Origin of the sequence: Paracoccus alcaliphilus (assembly GCF_028553725.1) — a bacterium.
In the GTDB taxonomy this organism is placed as follows: domain Bacteria; phylum Pseudomonadota; class Alphaproteobacteria; order Rhodobacterales; family Rhodobacteraceae; genus Paracoccus; species Paracoccus alcaliphilus.
In genome coordinates this window covers 23,886-46,136 of record NZ_CP067125.1, presented here as the reverse complement: position 1 = coordinate 46,136, position 22,251 = coordinate 23,886, and the positions used below count along the sequence as shown (strand labels likewise).

The 22,251-nt window shown below is 64.9% G+C and carries 20 protein-coding genes; 9 read left to right on the top strand and 11 right to left on the bottom strand.

Features of this window, described 5'->3' with window-relative positions:
* Positions 1-8 precede the first annotated feature (8 nt).
* The 4 genes from JHW40_RS18625 to JHW40_RS18610 are packed head-to-tail and all read right to left on the bottom strand — an operon-like array spanning position 9 to position 4,342.
* The gene (locus JHW40_RS18625) at positions 9-980 is read right to left on the bottom strand and encodes a 2-hydroxyacid dehydrogenase (protein ID WP_090610856.1); all 972 of its coding nucleotides are present in this window, start codon (positions 978-980) and stop codon (positions 9-11) included.
* Between the two features lie 14 nt (positions 981-994).
* Entirely contained in the window at positions 995-1,876 is an 882-nt protein-coding gene (gene sucD / locus JHW40_RS18620; protein ID WP_090610855.1) for a succinate--CoA ligase subunit alpha, read from the bottom strand.
* The gene (locus tag JHW40_RS18615; RefSeq protein ID WP_090610854.1) at positions 1,873-3,072 is read right to left on the bottom strand and encodes a malate--CoA ligase subunit beta; all 1,200 of its coding nucleotides are present in this window, start codon (positions 3,070-3,072) and stop codon (positions 1,873-1,875) included. The genes sucD and JHW40_RS18615 overlap by 4 nt, the downstream gene beginning before the upstream one ends.
* A 22-nt stretch (positions 3,073-3,094) precedes the next feature.
* A complete protein-coding gene (locus JHW40_RS18610; protein ID WP_090610853.1) occupies positions 3,095-4,342 on the bottom strand; it encodes a pyridoxal-phosphate-dependent aminotransferase family protein in 1,248 nt (415 codons plus the stop codon).
* Positions 4,343-4,537: 195 nt separating this feature from the next.
* Between JHW40_RS18610 and JHW40_RS18605 the strand changes: the two genes are divergently transcribed.
* From JHW40_RS18605 to JHW40_RS18585, 5 genes are all read left to right on the top strand, one after another.
* Positions 4,538-5,188, top strand: coding sequence for a response regulator transcription factor (locus tag JHW40_RS18605; RefSeq protein ID WP_419182483.1), 651 nt, complete (start codon positions 4,538-4,540; stop codon positions 5,186-5,188).
* 107 nt (positions 5,189-5,295) lie between these two features.
* Entirely contained in the window at positions 5,296-6,270 is a 975-nt protein-coding gene (locus JHW40_RS18600) for an HpcH/HpaI aldolase/citrate lyase family protein (protein WP_090610851.1), read from the top strand.
* Between the two features lie 16 nt (positions 6,271-6,286).
* Complete coding sequence (locus tag JHW40_RS18595; protein ID WP_090610850.1) at positions 6,287-7,531, top strand: glycerate kinase type-2 family protein; 1,245 nt, start codon at positions 6,287-6,289, stop codon at positions 7,529-7,531.
* 130 nt (positions 7,532-7,661) lie between these two features.
* Positions 7,662-8,324 (top strand): hypothetical protein, encoded by a 663-nt coding sequence (locus JHW40_RS18590; RefSeq protein ID WP_090610916.1) that lies wholly within the window; start codon positions 7,662-7,664, stop codon positions 8,322-8,324.
* 103 nt (positions 8,325-8,427) lie between these two features.
* Positions 8,428-9,621 (top strand): Gfo/Idh/MocA family protein, encoded by a 1,194-nt coding sequence (locus tag JHW40_RS18585; RefSeq protein ID WP_090610849.1) that lies wholly within the window; start codon positions 8,428-8,430, stop codon positions 9,619-9,621.
* A gap of 136 nt (positions 9,622-9,757) precedes the next feature.
* On the opposite strand, the gene JHW40_RS18580 is transcribed toward JHW40_RS18585, so the two are convergent.
* On the bottom strand, positions 9,758-9,955 hold the full coding sequence (locus JHW40_RS18580; RefSeq protein WP_139208113.1) for a hypothetical protein: 198 nt from the start codon (positions 9,953-9,955) through the stop codon (positions 9,758-9,760).
* Between the two features lie 246 nt (positions 9,956-10,201).
* On the opposite strand from JHW40_RS18580, the gene JHW40_RS18575 reads away from it, so the two are divergent.
* From JHW40_RS18575 to JHW40_RS18565, 3 genes are all read left to right on the top strand, one after another.
* A complete protein-coding gene (locus JHW40_RS18575; RefSeq protein WP_090610848.1) occupies positions 10,202-11,128 on the top strand; it encodes a substrate-binding domain-containing protein in 927 nt (308 codons plus the stop codon).
* 99 nt (positions 11,129-11,227) lie between these two features.
* The gene (locus tag JHW40_RS18570; RefSeq protein ID WP_090610847.1) at positions 11,228-12,763 is read left to right on the top strand and encodes a sugar ABC transporter ATP-binding protein; all 1,536 of its coding nucleotides are present in this window, start codon (positions 11,228-11,230) and stop codon (positions 12,761-12,763) included.
* A 45-nt stretch (positions 12,764-12,808) separates the two neighbouring features.
* A complete protein-coding gene (locus tag JHW40_RS18565) occupies positions 12,809-13,822 on the top strand; it encodes an ABC transporter permease (protein WP_090610846.1) in 1,014 nt (337 codons plus the stop codon).
* Between the two features lie 92 nt (positions 13,823-13,914).
* Here JHW40_RS18565 and JHW40_RS18560 read toward each other — a convergent pair whose 3' ends face one another.
* The 6 genes from JHW40_RS18560 to iolG form a co-directional block, all read right to left on the bottom strand.
* Positions 13,915-14,715, bottom strand: a complete 801-nt coding sequence (locus JHW40_RS18560; protein ID WP_419182485.1) for a MurR/RpiR family transcriptional regulator — start codon at positions 14,713-14,715, stop codon at positions 13,915-13,917.
* A 204-nt stretch (positions 14,716-14,919) separates the two neighbouring features.
* Positions 14,920-16,044, bottom strand: a complete 1,125-nt coding sequence (locus JHW40_RS18555) for a Gfo/Idh/MocA family protein (RefSeq protein WP_272849118.1) — start codon at positions 16,042-16,044, stop codon at positions 14,920-14,922.
* Entirely contained in the window at positions 16,037-17,011 is a 975-nt protein-coding gene (locus tag JHW40_RS18550) for a hydroxyacid dehydrogenase (RefSeq protein ID WP_090610843.1), read from the bottom strand. Before JHW40_RS18550 ends, JHW40_RS18555 begins: the two co-directional genes overlap by 8 nt.
* Positions 17,011-17,820 (bottom strand): HpcH/HpaI aldolase family protein, encoded by an 810-nt coding sequence (locus JHW40_RS18545; protein ID WP_090610842.1) that lies wholly within the window; start codon positions 17,818-17,820, stop codon positions 17,011-17,013. Before JHW40_RS18545 ends, JHW40_RS18550 begins: the two co-directional genes overlap by 1 nt.
* Before the next feature lie 12 nt (positions 17,821-17,832).
* Positions 17,833-19,263, bottom strand: coding sequence for an NAD-dependent succinate-semialdehyde dehydrogenase (locus tag JHW40_RS18540; RefSeq protein ID WP_090610841.1), 1,431 nt, complete (start codon positions 19,261-19,263; stop codon positions 17,833-17,835).
* A gap of 3 nt (positions 19,264-19,266) precedes the next feature.
* Positions 19,267-20,274 (bottom strand): inositol 2-dehydrogenase, encoded by a 1,008-nt coding sequence (gene iolG, locus JHW40_RS18535; protein WP_090610840.1) that lies wholly within the window; start codon positions 20,272-20,274, stop codon positions 19,267-19,269.
* A 105-nt stretch (positions 20,275-20,379) separates the two neighbouring features.
* Between iolG and iolD the strand changes: the two genes are divergently transcribed.
* Positions 20,380-22,251: a 3D-(3,5/4)-trihydroxycyclohexane-1,2-dione acylhydrolase (decyclizing) gene (gene iolD / locus JHW40_RS18530; RefSeq protein WP_090610839.1), complete on the top strand. Its 1,872-nt coding sequence runs from the start codon at positions 20,380-20,382 to the stop codon at positions 22,249-22,251.

Below are 22,251 nucleotides of genomic sequence, written 5' to 3'. Positions count from 1 at the left end.
GCCGGTTTTCAGTTCACCCGGTCGCGCGGTTCGCGGCCATCGAAGAAATCGCGCAGGTTGTCCACGACGCGAAAGCCCATCGCCTCGCGCGCTTCGCGGGTGGCGCTGCCCAGATGCGGTAGCATCACCAGATTTTCGCAATCCTGCAAGGCGGGGTTGATGTTCGGCTCTCCGTTAAAGACATCCAGCGCGGCACCGGCGATGGTCTCGAACCACAGCGCCTGCGACAGGGCCAGTTCGTCGATCACCTCTCCGCGTGCGGTGTTGATCAGAAAGGCGTCGCGCCGCATCAGGTTCAGGCGGGTGGAATCGATCAGATGCCGGTTTTCCGCCCCGCCCGGACAATGCAGCGAGACGAAATCGCATTGCGGCAGTAATTCGTCGATGCTGTCCACCTGAATGGCATCGCAGCGGGCCAGAACCTCGGGTGCGATCTTGCTGCGGTTATAGGCGACGATCTTCATGCCAAAGCCGTGATGCGCGCGCCGGGCCATTTCCTGACCGATCCGGCCATAACCGACGATGCCAAGCGTCTTGCCCGAGACCTTGGTGCCCACCAGATGCGTCGGCCGCCAGCCGGTCCAGCGTCCCGCGCGCAGCTCGCGTTCGCCCTCGCCCGCGCGGCGTGCCGCCATCAGCAGCAGGGTCATCGCCAGATCGGCGGTGCATTCGCTGAGCACATCGGGCGTGTTGGTCACGACCATGCCATGCCGCCCGACCCGGTCCAGATCGATATGGCTGTAGCCGACGCCGTAATTGGCCAGGATCCGGGTCTGGGGCCGGGTCAGTTCCAGCGCCGGGGCGCCGATCCGGTCGGTCACCGTGGGCAGCACTGCATCATAGTTCTGCAATGCCTCGCGGAAATCCTCGGGCGTCAGCGGCGTGTCCGAGCTGTTGAAATCGGCGTCGAACAGTTCGGACAGCCGCGCCTCGACAGCGGCGGGCCAGCGCCGGGTGACAAGAACCTTGGGTGTCGCCATCTGCTCTGCTCCTCCTATTGCATGACGCGGGCGATGGTGTCGCCGATGACTGCGGGGTTCTCGGCGACGATCACCCCGGCGCTGGTCAGGATCTCGACCTTCTCGCTGGCGCTTTCGCCGAAGGCCGAGATGATCGCCCCGGCATGACCCATCGTCCGGCCCTTGGGTGCGGTCATGCCCGCGACATAGGCCACCACCGGCTTGCTGACGTGATCGCGGATATATTCGGCGGCCTCGGCCTCTTGCGGGCCGCCGATCTCGCCGATCATGCAGATCACATGGGTTTCGGGATCCTGCTCGAAATGTTCGAGAATGTCGCGGAAGGACGAGCCGTTTATCGGATCGCCGCCGATGCCGACGCTGGTCGAAACCCCGATGCCGTGTTCCTTGAGCTGGGCCGCCGCCTCATAGCCCAGTGTCCCCGAGCGCCCGATGATGCCGACATGGCCCGGCAGATAGATGTGGCCGGGCATGATCCCCAGCAGCGCCTTGCCCGGGCTGATGGTGCCGGCGCAGTTCGGGCCGGTCAGTACCATCCGCCGCTCTTTCGGGTAACGATACATATAGCGTTTGACCCGGATCATGTCCTGCGCGGGGATGCCGTCGGTGATGCAGACGCAGTAACGGATACCGGCATCGGCGGCCTCCATGATGCTGTCGGCGGCGGCGGGGGGCGGCACGAAGACCAGCGTCGCCTCGGCCCCGGTTTTCGCCACGGCCTCCTTGACGGTGTTGAAGACCGGCACGCCCTCGACGGTTTCGCCGCCCTTGCCCGGCACGACGCCGCCGACCACGTTCGAACCATAGTCGATCATTTCCCGCGCGTGGAACCGGGCCATCTTGCCGGTGATGCCTTGCACGATGATCCTGGTGTCGCGATCCAGAAAGATGCTCATTGGACGGCCCTCAGATTGTTATAGTTCTTCCTGTCGCTCTGCCATGCGCCGACGGCACGTTCGGCGGCCTCGTTCAGGGTGGTGGCGCGGATCAGCGGCAGGCCGCTTTGGGCAAGGATCTTCTGCCCCTCTTCGACATTGGTCCCGGCAAGGCGCACGACGACGGGCACATCCACCGGGTTTTCGCGCAACGCCTGCACGACGCCTTCGGCCACCCAGTCGCAGCGGTTGATCCCGGCAAAGATGTTCACAAGGATCGCCTGCACGTTCTTGTCCGACATCACCAGCCGGAACGCCTTGGCCACCCGTTCGGGCGTCGCGCCGCCGCCGATATCGAGGAAGTTCGCAGGCTCTCCGCCCGCCAGCTTGATCGTGTCCATCGTCGCCATCGCCAGCCCGGCGCCGTTGACGATGCAGCCGATATTGCCGTCCAGCCCGACATAGTTCAGGCCGCGATCGGCGGCGCGGGATTCGCGCGGATCCTCTTGCGACTTGTCGCGCAGTTCGGAAATCTGCGGATGCCGGAACAGGGCGTTGTCGTCGAAGGTCATCTTGGCGTCCAGCGCCAGAATGCGGTCGTCGCGGGTGATGACCAGCGGATTGACCTCGACCATGGTGGCGTCCAGTTCGCGGAATGCGCGATAGCAGCCGCGCAGCGTGCGCACCATCTGCTGGATCATGCCCGCCTCGATCCCCAGCGCAAAGGCGATCTCGCGGCACTGGAATTCGGGCAGCCCGACCGCGGGTTCCACCGTGGCGCGGACGATGCTGTCGGGGCGGGATGCAGAGATTTCCTCGATCTCCATGCCGCCCTCGCTGCTGGCGACGATCATCACCCGCTGGCTGGCGCGGTCCAGCACGAAGCCCAGATAGATCTCGCGCGCGATGGGCACGGCGGCCTCGACATAGACGCGATAGATGCCCTTGCCCTCGGGGCCGGTCTGATGGGTGACCAGCTTCTGGCCGAACATGGCTTCGGTCGCGGCCTGGATTTCGTCATCGCTGTCGCAGACCTTGACGCCGCCCGCCTTGCCCCGGCCACCGGCATGGACCTGCGCCTTGACCACCCACCGGTTGCCGCCCATTTCGCGGGCGCGATAGGTCGCCTGTTCGGGGCTGTAGGCCAATGCGCCGGGCGGCACGCCGACGCCGAAATTGGCAAGCAGTTCCTTGGCCTGATATTCGTGAATGTTCATCTCTGCTCCTCCCCAGGGGCGATTACTCGGCGGCCACGGCCTGATCGAATTGTCGGTCCAGCTGGTCGGTGACCGCGCCCATGTCGATGCCCGCCCCCATCTCGTTCAGTGCCGCGCCGAAGCGCGTGACGATATCGGTGATCGCCGCCTGATTGAGCAGGTTGAGAATGCCGATGCGGACCTGCACCGGTTCGGACAGGGTCGGCCAGATGCCGAAGCCCGAGGCGCGGCAGGCCTGCACCAGTTCCGCCTCTCGTCCCGCCAGATTGTCGGGCAGGTTCAGCACCACAAGCGAGGTCATGTTCGACGTGACATTGCAGCCCATCGCCGTGACCGCCTTGCGCAAAGCGGCCTCGTGGAAGGCGTAATCCTTGGCCCGCTGCGCGACGGTTTCCTGCAACAGGATGCGCAGGGATTCGTGGAATGCGGCGACGGCATAGGCGCTGTGGGTGCGGTGATAGGTGCCCTTTTCGGCGTCCTTGCCGTCGATGATGCCCCAATGCCGGGCCTCGAGGATCGGGTGATGCACGAAGGTGCGGGTGCCGCTGGCCTGCAGCGTCTGGATATAGCGGTCGGTGAACGAGACCGGCGCATAGGTCAGCGGCAGGCAGCAGATGCCCTTTTGCGGACAAGAGGCCCAGCCGGCCACGCCGGGATAATCGTCGATGCGGAAGTCCTCGACCCCCAGCGACGACACGGCGTCGATCAGCCCCATCACGCCATGCCGCTCGCAGGCGTCCGAGAAGCCGCGCAGGTCGTTGATCCGTCCCGATCCGGTTTCCCAATGCGCCATCGCCGCCCATTTCGGCTTGTGCTGCGCCAGTGCGGCCTCGACGGTCTCGGCGGTGACGGATTGCCCATGCGGCACGTCGATGATCGTGACCGAGGCCGGTTTCGGATCAAGCGGGTTCGCCGCCAGCTCTTCGGCCGTGGCGGCCTTCATGCGCACCGTCAGCCCATCGATGCCCGAGAACGTGCCGTTGCTGAACACCACCACCTTGTCGCCGGGCATCACCGCGCTGAACATCACGTCAAGCCCGCTCCAACCCGTGCCCGCGACGCCGAAGGTGTGGATATTTTCGGTGCCCATGATTTCACGCAGCATCAGCTTGCATTCGATCATGCCGCGCAGGACATCGGCCTGCATATGGTCGGCGACTCCGGCGCTGGCGAAACGTTGCAGCACCCGCGGATCGGTATTGCCGGGGCCGGGCCCGGCGGCGATCGTTTGCGGGATCTCAAGCTGCGGGAAGATCGTGACGGCAGTCATCGGTCGATTTCCTCCAAGATGAATTGCTGCGCTATTCGGCACATCTGCCGGTAATTTCCGCAACGTAACTTGATCCTGCTTTTGGGTATCTATATGGGTGGGGAAATTACCACCCATTACGGCGGGAATGCGATTGCATACCAAAACGATCCCCGCCCGAATGGGTAGGAAATGGCGAAAATGCAAGGAATTCAAATGACTGGCGGTTCTGGTCCCAAAGTCTCGATCATGCTGGCGGATGGCAATCCGCTGGTTCTGTCCGCCCTGTCCGAGGTTTTCGAGCGTGATCCCCGATTCTCTCTGGTGGCGACCTCTGCCACCGCCGAGGGGTTTCTGGCGACGGTGATGCGGGTTCCGTCCCAGGTCGGGATCATCGACTGGAACCTGCCGCTGCTGGGCGGCGCAAGGCTGCTGGAGGTGCTGCGCGAACAGGATCACGCGCCGCGCATCGTGGTCTATGCGGATGAGGGCGGCGATACCCACCGCGCGGCCATGGGTGCGGGCGCCGCCGGGTTCGTGGCCCGTAACGGTCCGGTCGAGACCCTGCTGGAAACCTGCATCGCCGTGGCGGCGGGGAATATGGTGTTCCCCTATCTGGATGTGCGGGAATTGCAGCGCGACCCGATCCAGTCGCTGTCGCGGCGCGAGGCGATCATGCTGGAGGCGCTGTCCAAGGGCCTGACCAACCGCGAGTTGTCGAAAGAGCTGGGCATCTCGACCAATACGGTGAAATTCCACCTGTCGAACCTTTATGACAAGCTGTCGGTCAAGAACCGCGCACAGGCCATCGCATTCTATTATTCCAGCCGTCTGGCGGGCCGACGTCCTGTCAGCGATGGCGACTGATGCATCCCATGCACGAAATATTCGTAAAATGGTCGTCCTTGACAGGAAATATTATTTCCAATCTGTATTCAGCCGAACGTTCCCACTGACGGCAAAAGGAGTCAGCCATGAGTTTCTTTCCCATCGAACAGGCCCCTGCCCGGTTGAATCGAAGCGAACTTGCTGTTCCCGGCAGCCAGGCGCAAATGTTTCAAAAGGCTGCGGATTCCGACGCCGATGTGATCTTTCTGGATCTTGAGGATGCGGTGGCGCCGGATGAAAAGGCACAGGCGCGCAAGAACATCATCAAGGCCCTGAACGAGATCGACTGGGGCAAGAAAACCATGTCGATTCGAATCAACGGTCTGGACACGCATTACATGTATCGCGATGTGGTGGACGTCGTCGAGCAGGCCGGAGAGCGGCTGGACCTGATCATGATCCCCAAGGTCGGCACCGCCGCCGATGTCTATGCCGTGGACATGATCGTGACCCAGATCGAGGATGCGATGGGCTTCAAGAAGCGCATCGGCTTTGAACACATCATCGAAACCGCGCTTGGGATGCAGAATGTCAGCGAGATCGCGGCGGCCTCGAAGCGCAATGAAAGCCTGCATTTCGGGGTGGCCGATTACGCCGCCAGCACCCGCGCCCGGACCACGGTGATCGGCGGCGTCAATGAACAATATGCGGTGCTGACAGACCCCGATCGGGATGGCAACCGGCAGGTTCACTGGGGCGATATGTGGCATTATGCGATCTCTCGCATGGTGGTTGCGGCGCGTGCCAACGGGCTGCGTCCAATCGACGGCCCCTTCGGCGATTTCTCGGACCCCGAGGGCTATCGCGCCGCCGCCTATCGCGCTGCCGTCATCGGCTGCGAGGGGAAATGGGCCATCCATCCCAGCCAGATCGCGCTGGCCAACGAGGTGATGAGCCCGTCCGAGGAAGAGGTCGCCCGCGCCCAGAAGATCCTGGCCGCGATGGCCGAGGCCGAAGCGGCTGGCAAGGGTGCGGTGTCGCTGGATGGGCGGCTGATCGACTATGCCTCGATCCGGCAGGCCGAGGTGCTGGTCGAAAAGGCCCGGCAGATCGCAGGCTGAGGGGGGCGTGACTGATATGCGTGCATTGGCAAGGCAGCTTTACGACCGCGCCGTCGAGGCGGCGGACCCCGCCCGTGCCGTGCATCAGCACTTTGCCGATCATCCGCCCGCCGATACCGTGGTGGGCGGGCACAGTTATGTCATCGCCATCGGCAAGGCCACCCCGGCCATGCTGGGCGAGGCCCTGCGCCATATCCCCGGCCCGGTGACGGCGCTGGGGGTCACGCATCACCAGAACGCGCAGGAGGTACCCGGCGCCCGTATCCTGACCGCTGGCCATCCCGAACCGGATCAGGCCGGGCTGGATGCCGGGCGCGAGGTCATCGCCCTGTTGGAAAAGGCCGGGCCGGATGATCGGGTCTATGCGCTGATCTCGGGCGGGGGGTCGGCGCTGGTGCCGGTGCCCCGGTCGCCGCTGACGCTGGCCGACAAGCAGGCGGTTGCCCGCATCCTGTTGGAAAGCGGGCTTGGCATCACCCAGATGAACCTGATCCGCCAGCAATTGTCCGATCTGAAGGGCGGCGGCTTCCTGCGCCACGCCGCGCCCGCCCCGGTCACCGCGCTGATCCTGTCGGACGTGATCGGCAACGAGTTGGGCGCCATCGCCAGCGGCCCGACCACCGCGCCGCTTGGCAGCCGGGCCGATGCGCGGGCCTTGCTGAGCGACCGGGGCCTGCTGGACCGCCTGCCGCCTGCGGTGCGCGATCTGCTGGAGACCCCGCAAGAGCCCGATCCGCAACATGCCGCCGAAAACCATCTGATCGGCAGCAACGAGATATCGCTGGAGGCAATGCGCCGCGCGCTTGGCGATGGCTGGACCGCCCGGATCGTCAGCGACAGGCTGGTCGGGGATGTCACTGACGCTGCCGACCAGATCGTTCAGGCCGCCGCGAGTGCCGGTTCCATCGGCCCGACCGCGCTGATCTTTGGTGGCGAAACCACCGTGCAACTGCGCGGAACGGGACGCGGAGGCCGCAATCAGGAACTGGCCCTGCGGGTCGCGCTGCAAGGCGACAGCCTGCCCGACCATTGGGTGTTTCTCAGCGGCGGCACCGATGGCCGCGACGGTCCGACCGACGCGGCGGGCGGGATTGTCGATGGCGGCACGCTGGCCCGTATCGGTGCCAGCGGACAGGATGTTGAGACGCTTCTGGCCAATAATGACAGCTATGCGGCGCTGAAGGCGGCGGGCGATCTGCTGATTACCGGCGCGACCGGCACCAATGTCGCCGATGTGCAGGTGCTGCTGCTGCCGGGCTGACCGGGCACCCGGACCGACGCAGACATCCGCAATAAATCATTGGCTGCCGGGGCGGATTAGTGCTCAAAGGCAGATGAGTCATGCGCGGTTGCGATCCGCGCCCGCCGGTTGCCAGCAAGTCGAGGTGAAAATGCGTTTCATGGATTTCAGCTCTTGGCAGGGAGTGCTGTTCAGCCTTCTGGGGCTGGCCGTCTTCATGCTGGTCGGGGTGGGTATCCGGGTGCTGATGATGCTGACCATTCAGCAAAGGCAGCAACGCGCGAACCGTCAGATCAACGAAAGGTTGAAGACCCTGATCGCGGCCTACAAGGCGCTTGGTGGCTCTTTTACCGGCAAGCTGCTGGTGGACCCCACCCATCTGGGCGACCTGAAGCGCCGCGCCGCCGAAGAGCCCGAGGCCGAACTGTCCCTGACCGGATCGGACCGGAACCGCCGCATTCGCGATTCCGTCGAGGCGGCCCTGTCCGATATCATCCTGCTGGGCACCGAGGATCAGGTCAGGCTGGCGGCAAGGGCCGCCGCTGATCTGGCGGCCGGGCAGCCCATTCATACATCGGAGCTGGTCACTTCGCTGCGCGACTTCATCCGCAAGGCGCTGGATCTTGGCCCGGTGCCGGCCGATGTCCAGATCCCCAGCCAGGGACCGACCCGCCAACAGGGCAGCAACCGGTCGGGCCGCAGCGGAAGCGGCGGCTCGGGCGGCGGAGGCGGTGGAGGCGGCATGGGCGGCGGCGGAATGGGGATGGGCATGGGCCTTGGAATGGGTGGTCGCCGCGCCGATGACGGCCTATGATCGCAACATAAATATATAAATTTACGATCAGGCAATAATCATTGCAAAACTGATCCGCATGCGTTCATATCCTGGCAGCAACTACCGCTGTCACGGAGGAATCATGGCCGGTTCAATGCTGGATTCGGGGTTTCCGCCAATCACCCGCCGTCTGAGGCTGGGTGTCGTTGGCGGAGGTGCGGGGGCGTTCATCGGGCGCGTTCATGCGCGCGGTGCGCGGTTGTCCGACCGTTGGCAGATCGTCGCGGGCGCGCTGTCGTCGCGCCCCGAGGTGGCGCAGGCATCGGGCCGCGAATGGGGCCTGGCGTCCGATCGCATCTATAGTGACTGGCGCGAGATGGCGCGGGCCGAGGCCGCACGTCCCGACGGAATCGAGGCTGTCGCGATCACCGTGCCCAATCACCTGCATCACCCGGTCGCGATGGCGTTCATGGATGCGGGCATCGACATCATCTGCGACAAGCCGCTGGTCAATACGGCGGACGAGACTCAGGCGCTGATCGACAAGCAACGTGAAACCGGGGTGGTTTTCGGCGTCACCTATTCCTTCGCGGCTCATGCCATGGTGCGCCAGATGCGTCAGATGGTGGCCGAGGGCGCGATCGGCCCGGTCAGCCAGATCCATACCGAATATTTTCAGGAAATGGCGCTGTTGCCAGCGGGGTCGGCATGGTCGGGAACGCCCTGGCGGCAGGATCCGGCCAAGGTGGGCGGCGCCGCGACAACCGCCGATATCGGCACCCACGCGCATCATCTGGCCGAGTTCGTGTCGGGGTTGAAGCTGGAGCGGCTGAGGGCCGAATTCCACCGCCTTGGCGCCGAGCAACCGCTTGAGGATACGGCATATGTCAACTGCCGCTATCAGGGCGAAGTGCCGGGAACGATCCTGATTTCGCAGGCACTGGCGGGGGCGCAATGCGGGTTGCGCATTCGCATCTCGGGGTTGCGAGGCACGCTGGAATGGGATCAGGAAAATCCTGAATACTTGCACCACCGGCCCTTTGACGCCCCTCATATCCGCATCTCGCGCGGGCACGGGGCGGGAATGCTGGCGGATGCGTCGCGGTTCATCCATATGCCGCGCGGCCATCCCGAGGCGCTGTCCGATGCCTGGGGTAATCTTTACGAGGAACTGGCCATTGCCATCGAAGCCCGCCGCGAAGGGCGACAATTGCCCGCCGACCTGCTGGCATATCCGGGGCTGGCCGAAGGCGCATCGGGCGTGGGCTTCATCCGCTCGGCCATCCGGTCAGATGCAGAGGGCGGCGTCTGGACGGATGTCAGCCTGACCGCCTGATGGGGCGATCCCGATACCCCAACGCGCGAATATGGCGGCGACTGGATCATCCGATTCGCGGATTCCAGTCGATTGCAGGATCATGCGTGGGCCAATACTTGCCGTGCCGGTGGCATTGTTGCAGGCGTTGCAACCGTCAAAGGCAGGCTGGCCACAGCCCGTTATACGCTGCAACTGATTGAGCTTGTGGGAAAAGACGGCGTGGCTTGGCGTCAGAAGCCGTTGTGATCGCCTTGGGGATATGCAAGCGATCATTGCCATAATCATTGTTAGCAATTTTTATTGCAGAAATGTTGCGAAGGCAGTATTGCTTGTTGCAGGCAGGACGGGCCACCCGGGTCTGGTCCTTGCAAGACAGGCGGTTCCGTTCGCGGGATCGCCGCATATGGGGGGCGCCGGGCAGGCGGCACGATCAGCAAGGGTGACATCCCGGCCAACGGGCACCGGGCGGAGGCGACAGCCCCCGCAATGGCTGCGCTGTGCCTGATCGCGACCGGCGTGGAACGGATCTCCGGCCCTGACGGGTCGGCACAAGAACCGCAGGCTGTGACCTGCCCGAGATCAACTGGAGGAGACCAAGATGAAAAAATTCCTGACCGCAGCCGCAGTCACCGCATTGATGGCGGGGGGCGCGCAGGCCGAAAAGATCGGCGTCGCCATGTCGCTGTTCGACGACAATTTCCTGACCGTACTGCGCCAGAACATTCAGGCCCATGCCGGCGAACTTGGCGTCGAGGTCCAGATGGAGGACGCGCAGGGCGACATCGCGCGCCAGCAGGCGCAGCTTGAGAATTTCATCGCCTCGGGCGTCGATGGCGTGATCATGATGCTGGTGGACGCCGATTCCGGGCGCGCCATGTCGCGGATCGCGGACCGGGCAGGTGTGCCTCTGGTCTTCGTGAACATGCTGCCTGCCGGTGTCGATGAATTCCCCGCCAATCAGGCCTGGGTCGGCTCGGACGAGGAAGAGGCCGGGCGGTTGGAAGCCACCGAAGTTTGCCGTCTGCTGGAGGGCGAAGGCGATGTGGTGATCCTGATGGGTCAGCTTGGCACCACCGGCCAGCGTGGCCGCACCCGCGCGACCGAAGAGGTTCTGGCGTCGGAAGAATGCAGCAACATCAACATTCTGGACGCGCAAACTGCAAACTGGATGCGGACTCCGGCGCTGGATCTGATGACCAACTGGATCACCTCGGGGCTGCAACCGGATGCGGTGATCGCGAATAATGACGAGATGGCGCTTGGCGCGATTCAGGCGCTGAAATCGTCGGGGGTCGGCACCGACAGCGTGATCGTGGCCGGCGTCGATGCGACCCGCGATGCGCTGGCATCGATGCAGGCAGGGGATCTGGCCGTGACCGTCTATCAGTCGGCGCAGGGTCAGGGGCAAGGCGCGCTGGACACGGTGCTGAAGATCGCGCGGGACGAGCCGTTCGAGCAGCTTGTGACCGTGCCCTTCGAACTGGTCACCCCCGACAATCTTGCAGAATTCCAGACGAAGAACTGACCTGACGGGACGGGGGCAGAAATGTCCCCGTCCTTTTGATCCGGAAAGCGCGGGGCGCGACATGACAGGGCTTCGCCTTCCGCAAGGGGAGGAAATGACATGATTTCCGAGAGGAGCATGGCGGCGATCGACCGGTTCAAGGCAAGACAGGGCGATACGCTTCTGGAAATAGAAGGCATCCGCAAGGAGTTTCCCGGCGTTGTGGCGCTGGACGATGTGCGGTTCCGGCTGCGGCGCGGCACCGTGCATGCGCTGATGGGCGAAAACGGCGCGGGCAAATCCACGCTGATGAAGATCATCGCGGGGATCTATACCCCCGATCAGGGCACGATCCGTCTGAATGGCGAGGATGTCAGCTTTACCGGCCCGCTGGATGCGCTGGAACGCGGTATCGCGATGATCCATCAGGAACTTGCGCTGATGCCCTATATGACGGTGGCCGAGAATATCTGGATCCGCCGAGAGCCGGTGAACCGTATCGGGATCATCGACCACGGCCGGATGTTCGCGATGACGCAGGACCTGTTCGACCGGCTTGGCATCCGCATCGACCCGCGCGCCGAGGTTCGGCTGCTGACCGTCGCGCAGCGCCAGATGGTCGAGATCGCCAAGGCCGTCAGCCATGAATCGGAAGTCCTGATCATGGATGAGCCGACATCGGCCCTGACCGAAACCGAGGTCGAGCATCTGTTCCGGATCATCCGCGACCTGAAGGCCCGCGGCATCGGCATCGTCTATATCACCCACAAGATGAACGAGCTGTTCGAGATCGCGGATGAATTTTCGGTCTTCCGCGACGGCACCTATGTCGGCACCCATGCCAGCAGCGAGGTCACCCGCGACGACATCATCCGCATGATGGTCGGGCGCGAGATCACCGATATGTTCCCCAAGCAAGAGGCCGAGATCGGCGATGTCATCCTGTCGGTCGAAGGGCTGACGGTCGAGGGAACCTTTCACGACATCAGCTTCGATCTGCGCAAGGGTGAAATCCTTGGCGTCGCGGGGCTGGTGGGATCGGGCCGTTCTAACGTGGCCGAGGCACTGTTCGGCGTCGTTCCCGCCACATCGGGCAAGATCAGGATCGACGGAACCGAGGTCGCCGTCACCACGCCCCTTCAGGCGATGCGTCACGGCATGGCCTTCCTGACCGAGGACCGCAAGGACACCGGATGCTTCCTGCAGCTGTCGATTCTGGAAAACATGCAGATGGCGATGCTGTGCGACAACATGGTGCGGCGGGGCTTTGTCGAGCAGGGCCGGATCAACGACCTGTGTGACGGGATGTCCAAGACCCTGCGGGTCAAGACCCCGAATATGGAAGAGCGGATCGAGAACCTGTCGGGCGGCAATCAGCAGAAGGTGCTGATCGCCCGCTGGCTGCTGACCAATCCGCGCATCCTGATCCTGGACGAACCGACGCGCGGCATCGACGTTGGCGCCAAGGCGGAAATCCACCGGCTGATCTCTCGACTGGCCGCGCAGGGTCTGGCGGTGATCATGATCTCGTCCGAATTGCCCGAGATTCTGGGCATGTCGGACCGCATCATGGTCATGCACGAAGGCCATATGACCGGGATCCTGAACCGGGACGAAGCCAGTCAGGTCAAAATCATGGAATTGGCGGCGCGCTGAGCCGTGAGAGGCACCTGACGGGTGCCGGGAAGGAGAAAATCGATCATGGAAAGCGTTCAGATAGAACCCGTCTCGCGGCCACGGCGCGGAATCCCGCAGGATCTGGGGATCCTGCTGGTGCTGTTCGGTGTCGCGGCCACCTTTGAATTGCTGGGCTGGATCATGCAGGGGCAAAGCTTCCTGATGAACCCGCAGCGCCTGACCATCATGATCCTGCAAGTGTCGGTGGTCGGCATCATCGCCATCGGCGTCACGCAGGTCATCATCACCGGCGGCATCGACCTCAGTTCCGGTTCGGTCGTCGCCATGACCGCCATGGTCGCGATGAGCTTTGCGCAGGCGGCGGGTTATGACCGGGCGGTCTATCCCGGCCTGACCGGATTGCCGGTCATCGTGCCTCTGGCGGTGGGGCTGGGGCTGGGGTTGCTGGCCGGGATCATCAACGGTCAGCTGATCGCACGAACCGGCATCCCGCCCTTCATCGCCACGCTGGGGATGATGGTGACCGCGCGCGGCATCGCCAAATGGTACACCAAGGGTCAGCCGATCTCTTTCCCCAGCGACAGCTTTGCCATGATCGGGTCGGGCGCATGGCCGGTCTTCATCTTCCTGGCCGTCGCCGTGATCTTTCACATCATGCTGAAATATACGCGATACGGCAAATACACCTATGCCATCGGGGCCAATCCGCAGGCCGCGCGGGTGTCGGGGATCAATGTGCAGAACCATCTGGTCAAGGTCTATGCCGTGGCGGGTCTGCTGTCGGGTCTGGCCGGCATCGTCACCGCCGCCCGCGCCGAGACCGCACAGGCCGGCATGGGCATCATGTACGAGCTGGACGCCATCGCGGCGGCGGTGATCGGCGGCACATCGCTGGCGGGCGGGCGCGGCAAGATCTTCGGCACGGTGATCGGGACGCTGATCCTTGGCCTGATGATGTCGGGTTTCACCTTCCTGCGGGCGGATGCCTATTATCAGGAAATCGTCAAGGGCGTGGTCATCGTCGCCGCCGTCGTGGCCGATGTCTATCGCCAGAAGGCGCGGACCCGCACGTCCTGAAGGCGTCCCCTTGTCACGACACCGACCCGAAGCGCCCGGCGCTTCGGGTCTTTTCATGCCGAACCGGGTGGTGGGGCCCTGCCCCGGCGATCCTATGTCCCGGTCACCGTCGGAATACGCGGCGATTTGTCCTGCTGGATGCGCGCGGCGACCGAAACCGTCAGCGCCTGAGCCAGACACATCGGCGCCGCCAGCGAGCGAGAGAACGTGTAATCATGTTCCGGCACCGCAAACAGCACTCGCGCCGATTTCGCCAGCGGAGACAGGGTGCTGTCGGTGATCGCGACGATGTCGATGCCGCGTTCGCCCAGTTCCTCGGCGATGTTCACCACCTCTTTGGCATAGAAGCGGAAGGACACCGCCATCAGCAGGTCGCGTTCGCTGATCGTGCGCGCGACATAGGTCGAAAGCCCGCCCGCCGGGTCCAGCAGGATGCAGCGTTTGCCCAGCATCGTCAGCACATAGCGCAGCAGATCGGCAACCGGGGCGGAACGCATCTGGCCCAGCAGGTAAACCGTATCGGCCTTGAAGATCAGATCGGCCGCCAGCGCCAGATCGGCCTCGGCCACATCTTCCAGCAGCCCTTGCAATGAGGCGATGTCGCGCACGACGAGTTCGCTGAGATTGGCCATCTCGCCCCGTTCGCCGGTTGTATCAAGCTCGCTTTCCAGCGCCTTGACGCGGGCCTCGAAACCCGGCGCGGCGGTGGCAAGGCGCCGCTGGAACAGCGCCTGCAATTCCTTGAAACCGCGATAGCCAAGCGATTGCGCGAACCGCACGAAGCTGGAGGCATGTATCCCGCAGCGTTCGGCGATGGCATTGACGGAATGAACCGCCACATCGTTCGGATTCTGCGTCAGATAGACCGAGATCCGCTGATAGGTCTTGCTCATCTGATCGTGGCGATCATGGATAAGACGGATCAGTCCTTCATAGTCAGCGGGCGGCTTCTGCGCGGTCACGGGCGGCTCCTTCGCGGGTATGGGTCTCCTTAGTTTTGCAATGAATATTGCAGGTCGGCCAGTGCTGATTTCAGCTCATGCGACTTTGGCCGCGTCTGCCATATGCGATGACGCGGCCAGTGGCAGGATGCGGGTTCAATGCCCGACGTTCATCCATTTTTGTTTTTTTGCTGATGCTTGGATTGTTTCGACGATTGTCTGGATGGCGAGGCCTTTGCGGAAGTTGCAGGGTTCGGGTTGTCGTCCTGCGATGGCGCGGATGAAGCCTGCGACCTCGATGGCCTTGAGGTCGTTGAAGCCGATCTGATGGCCGGGGGCGACGCAGAAGCGGCCGTAAGGGGGGTGGTCGGGGCTGGCCTCGATGCGGCGGAGGCCGCGGCGGCCGGGGGCGTCGGCGGTGGAGTAGAAATGCAGCTCGTTGAAGCGTTCCTGGGTGAAGGCCAGCGCGCCCTTGGTGCCATAGACCTCGAAGTCATGCTGCATCTTGCGGCCGGTGGCGATCCAGTTGCCCTCGATGGATCCCTGCGCGCCATTGGCGAAGCGGACGAAGGCGCGGCCCACGTCATCGACCTCGACGGCGTGCGCGCCGCCCTTGCCGTCGGGCCGCTGGCCGATCATGGTGACGCAATCGCCCATGACCTCGGTGATCGGGCCCAGCAGGAATTCCGCCGTGGCCAGCGCATGGCTGCCGATATCGGCCAGCGCGCCGCCGCCCGCCGGATCGTGGCGGAAGGTCCAGGGGCTTTCGGCATCGGCCATGTAATCCTCGGCATGCAGGCCGCGATAGCCGCGGATCTCGCCCAGTTCACCTGCCTCGATCATCTGTCTGGCCAGCGCCAGCATCGGGTTGCACAGATAGTTGAACCCGACTTGGGTCGTGATCCCGGCGGCCTCGGCGGCCTCGGCCATTTCGCGCGCGTCCGAGGCCAGCGGCGCCAGCGGCTTTTCGCAATAGACATGCTTGCCCGCCGCGATGGCGGCCAGCGCCATCTCCTTGTGCAGGGCATTGGGGGCGGTGATGTCGATCACGTCGATTTCGGGGTTTTCGACCATGCTGCGCCAGTCGGCGGTGGCATGGGCAAAGCCCAGCTCTTGCGCGGCGCGGGTGGCGGCCTCGGGGGTGATGTCGGCGACCGTGTGCAGTTCCAGCCGGTAGGGCAGGTCGAACACCTTTGGCGCCGAGGCAAAGCCGAAGACATGGGCCTTGCCCATGAAGCCGGTGCCGATCAGGCCGATACGCAGGACGGGTTTGTCAGGCATGGAGGGACTCGCGGTTGACCACAAGGGCCGGGTCTATGGTTCCGTCCAGAAAGCCGAGGGCGTTCCGGATCGAGGCGATGGCCATGCGTTCGCCGCATTCGGCGGTCAGCCCGGCGATATGCGGGGACAGCACCACATTGTCATGGGCCAGCAGCGGCGCATTGCCGGTGGGGGGCTCGTCGTCGAACACATCGACCCCCGCCGCGCCGACATGGCCCGATGCCAGCGCCGCCGCCAGCGCGGCCTCGTCGACGACGCCGCCGCGGGCGGTATTGGCCAGAATGACGCCGGGCTTCATCAGCGCGATTTCGCGGGCCCCCAATGTCGGCCTGTCGGCCCGGGGCACATGGATCGAGATGCAATCGGCCCAGGCCAGCCCCTGGTCCAGATCGGCGGCCTCATCGACCGGACCTGCGGGCCAGCCCTTGCGCGAGAGCCAGGGGTCATGGGCGCGGACCTCCATCTCGAAGCCTGCGGCCATGCGGGCAAGGCGCTGGCCGGTGCGGCCATAGCCGATGATCAGCAGGCGCTTGCCGCTGATCTCCTGCTGCTCCAGCCGGTTGCGCCAGCCCCATTGGCCCGGGTCGCGCACGGCGCGGTCGGCGCGCAGCGCCCGCTTGGCCCCGGCCAGCAGCTGCATCATCGCATGTTCCGCCACCGAGACCGAGTTCACATCGCCGACGATGGTCAGCGCGATCCCGCGCCGGTCCAGCGCCGCGACATCGACCGAATCATATCCCACGCCATGGCGCGAGACGACCTTCAGCCGCCCGGCCTGCGCCACCGTCGCGGCGGACAGCGGCTGGGTGCGGATGACCAGCGCATCGGCCCTGTCGATCAGCGGCGCATAGGAGGGTTCTGACACCTCTTCGACATAGTCATAGGTAATGGTTCCCGCAGCGGCCAGATCGCGCAAAAGCGCCTCGCCCGCGGGGTGGAGTTTGCCGGCGACCAGAAGATGGGTCATCAATATCCCCCCTTCTGCCCGGCCGGCGCGGTGCCCGCCCCGGTCAGGTCGCGCCATGTCGCGACCGAGGCGGCGGCGGCTGCCGCCAGCAGGCGCGAATCGCCCGAAACGGTCGTCAGATCGAAACCCCAGCTGATGGCCTTCGCGGCATAATCCGGCGTGCCGCAATGCAGGCAGGCGCGGATACCCCTGGCCTTGCAGGCGGCAAGGATGCGCTGGATCAGCTCGATCATCTCGGGCTCTTCGCGGTCGAAGCCGGGGGCCAGACGGCCCTCCTGCGTGCCAAGCGTCAGATCGGCGGGGCCGATATAGATGCCGTCCAGCCCCGGCGTCGCGGCGATGGCGTCCAGATTGTCGATGCCCTGCTGCGTCTCGATCATCGCCAGCGCCAGCACCTCATCATTGGCCGCCGCGCCATAACCGCCATAGGCGACAGCGGCGCGGGTCGGGCCGAAGCTGCGCTGGCCATGCGGCGGATAGCGCATGTAGCTGACGAATTCGGCGGCCTCGTCGGCCGAGTTGACCATCGGGCAGATGATGCCCTGCGCGCCCGCGTCCAGCGCCTTCATGATCGCGCCCGGCTCTCGCCACGGCACGCGGACCATGGGCGTGACGCCCGAGGCCCGCATCGCCTGCAACATCGGCAGCACGGCGCCGTAATCCAGCGCGCCGTGCTGGGCGTCGATGGTGACGGAATCGTAGCCCTGCGCCGCCATGATCTCGGCGGTGAAGGCATTGCCGATGGACAGCCAGCCGTTGATCGCGGCGCGTCCCCCGGCCCATTGCTGTTTCAGCTTGTTGGTGAACATCGCGTTTCCCCCTCAGAACACGAGTTGAGCGAGCTTGGTGTCGAGGTAATCCTCGATCCCCTCGATCCCGCCTTCGCGGCCCATGCCGGAATGATTGGTGCCGCCGAAAGGCGCCTCGGACGCGGCCAGCGCGAAGCTGTTGATGCCGACCATGCCCGCTTTCAGCGCCGCCACCATCCGCCGCGCCCGGTCGGGCGAGCGGGTGAAGGCATAGGCCGACAGCCCCATGTCGCTGGCATTGGCGCGGTGGATCACCTCGTCTTCGGTCGAAAAGCGGGTGATGGCGGCGATGGGGCCGAAGTTTTCCCCGGCGAACACCTTCATGTCGTCGGTCACATCGGTCAGCACCGTGGGCTCGAAGAAGAAGCCGCTGTTCAGATGCGCGGGGCGCTGGCCGCCATGGGCCAGCGTCGCGCCACCCCGGACGGCATCGGCGACGATGGATTCGATCTCGGACAGGCGGCCGCCGTTGATCAGCGGCCCCATGCCGGTATCCGGGTCCAGCCCGTCCCCCAGCTTGATCCCGGCGGTCCGCGCCACGAAGCCCTGAACGAAGGCGTCATGCAGGCTGTCATGGACGAAGATTCGGTCCGGCGTCACGCAGACCTGCCCGGCATTGGCGAACTTGGTCGGCACGGTCAGATCCAGCGCCGCATCCAGATCGGCGTCGTCGTAAACGATCAGCGGCGCGTTGCCGCCCAGCTCCATGCTGACCTTCTTCACCGTCTCGGCGGCGTCGCGGATCATCTGCTGGCCGATGCGGGTGGAACCGGTCAGGCTGACCTTGCGCACCCGGCTGTCGGCCATGATCGGCGCATAGGTGGTGGCGGTGGCGCCGACGACAAGGTTCACCGCCCCGTCCGGCAGGCCGGCGGCGCGCAGGCAATCGACCATCACCATCGCCACGCCCGGCGTCTGCGAGGACGGGCGCAGCACCACCGGACAGCCCGCCGCCAGCGCCGGGGCCAGCTTGCGGGCCGGCAGGGCGGCGGGGAAGTTCCAGGCGGTGAAGGCGCCGACAATGCCCACCGGCTCGCGCGTGACCTCGAAGCGCCCGCCGGGCACGCGGCTGTCGATGACGCGGCCATAGATGCGGCGGGCCTCTTCGGCGAACCAGCGGAACTGCTCGCAGGACAGCACCCATTCGCGGCCGGCCTGGGCGATGGGCTTGCCGGTCTCGGCGGTGATCATGGCCGCGGCCTCGTCGCTGCGGCGGATCATCTCGTCGGCGGCCCTGTGCAGCGCGTCCGCGCGGGCGAAGCCGCCCATCTCGCGCAGGCGCGGCAGGGCGCGGGCGGCGGCATCCAGCGCCGCCTTCGTGTCCTCGGCCGTGGCCATCGGCACGGCCCCCAGCGGTTTTTCGGTGACCGGAGAGATGACTTCGGCCGTTTGGGTGCCGGGGGTCCAGCCGCCGTCGATGAACAGTCCGAATTGCGAATACATGGCTTATCCGATCTCTGCGGTCTTGACCGTGCGCCCCTCGGCGGCCGAGCGGATCGCGGCCTCGGCCAGGATCAGCGCCTGCCTGCCATCCTCGAAACTGATCGGCACCGGCTTGCCCTGTTCGACCGCATCCACGAAGGCGTCGATCTCGGCGGCGAAGGCCTCGTCATAGCGTTCGATGAAGAAATCCTTCAGCGCGGCGGCGCGGTCGGTGAAACCCTCGCCGTAAAGCCGGACATGATCCAGCGCATGGTTGTCGGAAATCGCCATGCCCGCGCTGCCGAAGGCCTCGACCCGCTGGTCATAGCCATAGACGGCGCGGCGCGAGTTGTTGATGATCGCCTGCTTGCCCGAAGCGGTCTTCAGCACCACCGTCACCGTGTCGTAATCGTCGCAGCGTTCCATCAGCGCCGGATCGACAAGGCGGGAACCGGTGGCACTGACCTCGGTGACCTCCTCGCCCAGAATGAAGCGGGCCATGTCGAAGTCATGGATGGTCATGTCGCGAAAGATGCCGCCCGAGACCTCGATATAGGCATCCGGCGCCATGCCCGGGTCGCGCGAGGTGATGATGACCTGATGCAGATCGCCGATCCGGCCCGATTCGATGGCCCGGCGCACGCCCGCATGACCGCTGTCCAGACGGCGCACGAAGCCCAGCATGATCGGCAACTGGCTGCCGGCGATTTTCGCGGCACAGGCATTCACCCGGTCCAGCGACAGGTCGATGGGCTTTTCGCACAGGATCGCCTTGCCGGCCGCCACCGCCTGCTCGATCAGGTCGGCATGGGTGGCGGTGGAACTGGCGATCAGCACCGCGTCCACATCATCCGATCCCAGCACGGCCTCGACCGAATCGAATTGCGTCACGCCCAGCTTGCGGGCCACCTCCTGCGCCGAAGGTCCATGAATGTCATAGACCCCGGCCAGCCGGGCACGCGGATGCGCGGCAATGTTTTCTGCATGCATGCGGCCGATGCGGCCGGTGCCGAGAACTGCGATTCCAGTCATGAAGCTCCTCCCAAAATCCATTTGGCAATAATCATTGCAAAACTATTGCATTGTCAATCATCATTCCGTAATGTTCGGGAAACACCATCCGCAGGAGGAGGCGAGATGACCCGCAAGACCGTGCGCCTGACCATGGCTCAGGCCCTTGTCCGTTACCTTTGCAACCAGTTCACCGAGGTCGACGGCAGCCGCGTTCCCCTGTTCGCAGGCGTCTTCGGCATCTTCGGGCATGGCAATGTGACCTGCCTGTCCGAGGCGCTGGAGCAGGTGCAGGACGAACTGCCGACATGGCGCGGCCAGAACGAGCAGTCGATGGCGCTGGCCGCGATCGGTTTCGCCAAGGCCAAGCGGCGGCGGCAGCTGATGGTCGCCGCGACCTCGATCGGGCCGGGCGCGCTGAACATGGTCACCGCCGCCGGCGTGGCGATGGCGAACCGGCTGCCGGTGCTGCTGATCGCGGGCGACACCTTCGCCAGCCGCCTGCCCGATCCGGTGCTGCAACAGGTCGAACATTACGGCGATCCGACCATCACCGCGAATGACGCCTTCAAATCGGTCGTGCGTTACTGGGACCGGATCGTCCTGCCCGCGCAGCTTCTGCAATCGCTGCCGCAGGCGGTGGCGACGATGCTGGACCCCGCCGATTGCGGCCCGGCCTTCATCGGGCTGGCGCAGGACACGCAGGAAATCGCCTTCGATTATCCCGAGGCCTTCTTCGAGCCGCGCGTCTGGGCCATCCCGCGCCCGCGCCCGGATCGCGATGCGGTCGCGGCGGCGGCGGAACTGCTGAAGACGGCGGAAAGGCCGCTGATCATCTCGGGCGGCGGCGCGCGCTATTCACTGGCCGAGGATGCGCTGGCCGATTTCGCCGCCAAGCGCGGCATCCCGGTGGTCGAGACCATCGCCGGCAAGGGCGCGCTGACCCATGAGCATCCGGTCCATGCCGGGCCCATCGGCATCGTCGGCTCGACCTCGGCCAATGCGCTGGCCAAGGATGCCGATGTGATCCTGGCCATCGGTACGCGGTTGCAGGATTTCACCACCGGGTCGTGGACGGCGTTTTCGCCGGATGCGCGGTTCATCTCGGTCAACGCGGCGCGGTTCGATGCAATCAAGCATGGATCGCTGGCGGTGGTCGGCGATGCGCTGGAAACCATCGGCGAGCTGGACGCGGCGCTTGGCGATTACGCCGCCGAGCCGGGGCTGATGCAGCGCGCCAGGGACCTGTTCGCCGAATGGAACAGCCTGCTGGACGAATATCAGGCGCCGACGAACGAGCTGGTGCCGTCCTATGCGCAGGTCATCGGCGTGCTGAACAAGGTCGCCGGGCCGAACGATACGCTGATCGCGGCGGCGGGCGGCACGCCGGGCGAGGTGACCAAGGGCTGGCGGGTCAAGAACCCCAACACCTTCGACTGCGAATTCGGATTCTCCTGCATGGGTTACGAGATCGCGGCGGGCTGGGGCTGCGCCATGGCGCAGGATGGACCGGGGGCCACGGGCGGCACGCCCATCGTGATGCTGGGCGACGGCACCTATATGATGATGAATTCGGACATCTATTCGGCGGCGCTGACCGGCCACAAGATGGTGGTCGTGGTCTGCGACAATGGCGGTTTCGCGGTCATCAACCGGCTGCAACAGGCCAAGGGCGTACCGGGCTTCAACAACCTGTTGGCCGATTGCCGGGTGCAGAACCGCGACAACCCGCTGCATGTCGATTTCGTGAAACATGCCGAGGCGATGGGTGCGCGTGCCGTCAAGGCCGAAAGCCTCGCCGATCTGGAAGGGGCGATGAAGGATGCGCTGGCCCATGACGGGGTGACGGTGATCTCGATCGTCTCGGATGCCTGGAAATGGGTGCCCGGCGATGCGGACTGGGATGTCGGCGTGCCCGAGGTCTCGAATTTCGAGACCGTCCGCGCCGCCCGTGCCGCGCAAGAGAAGATCCGTGAAGCACAGCGTGCAGGTGTCTGA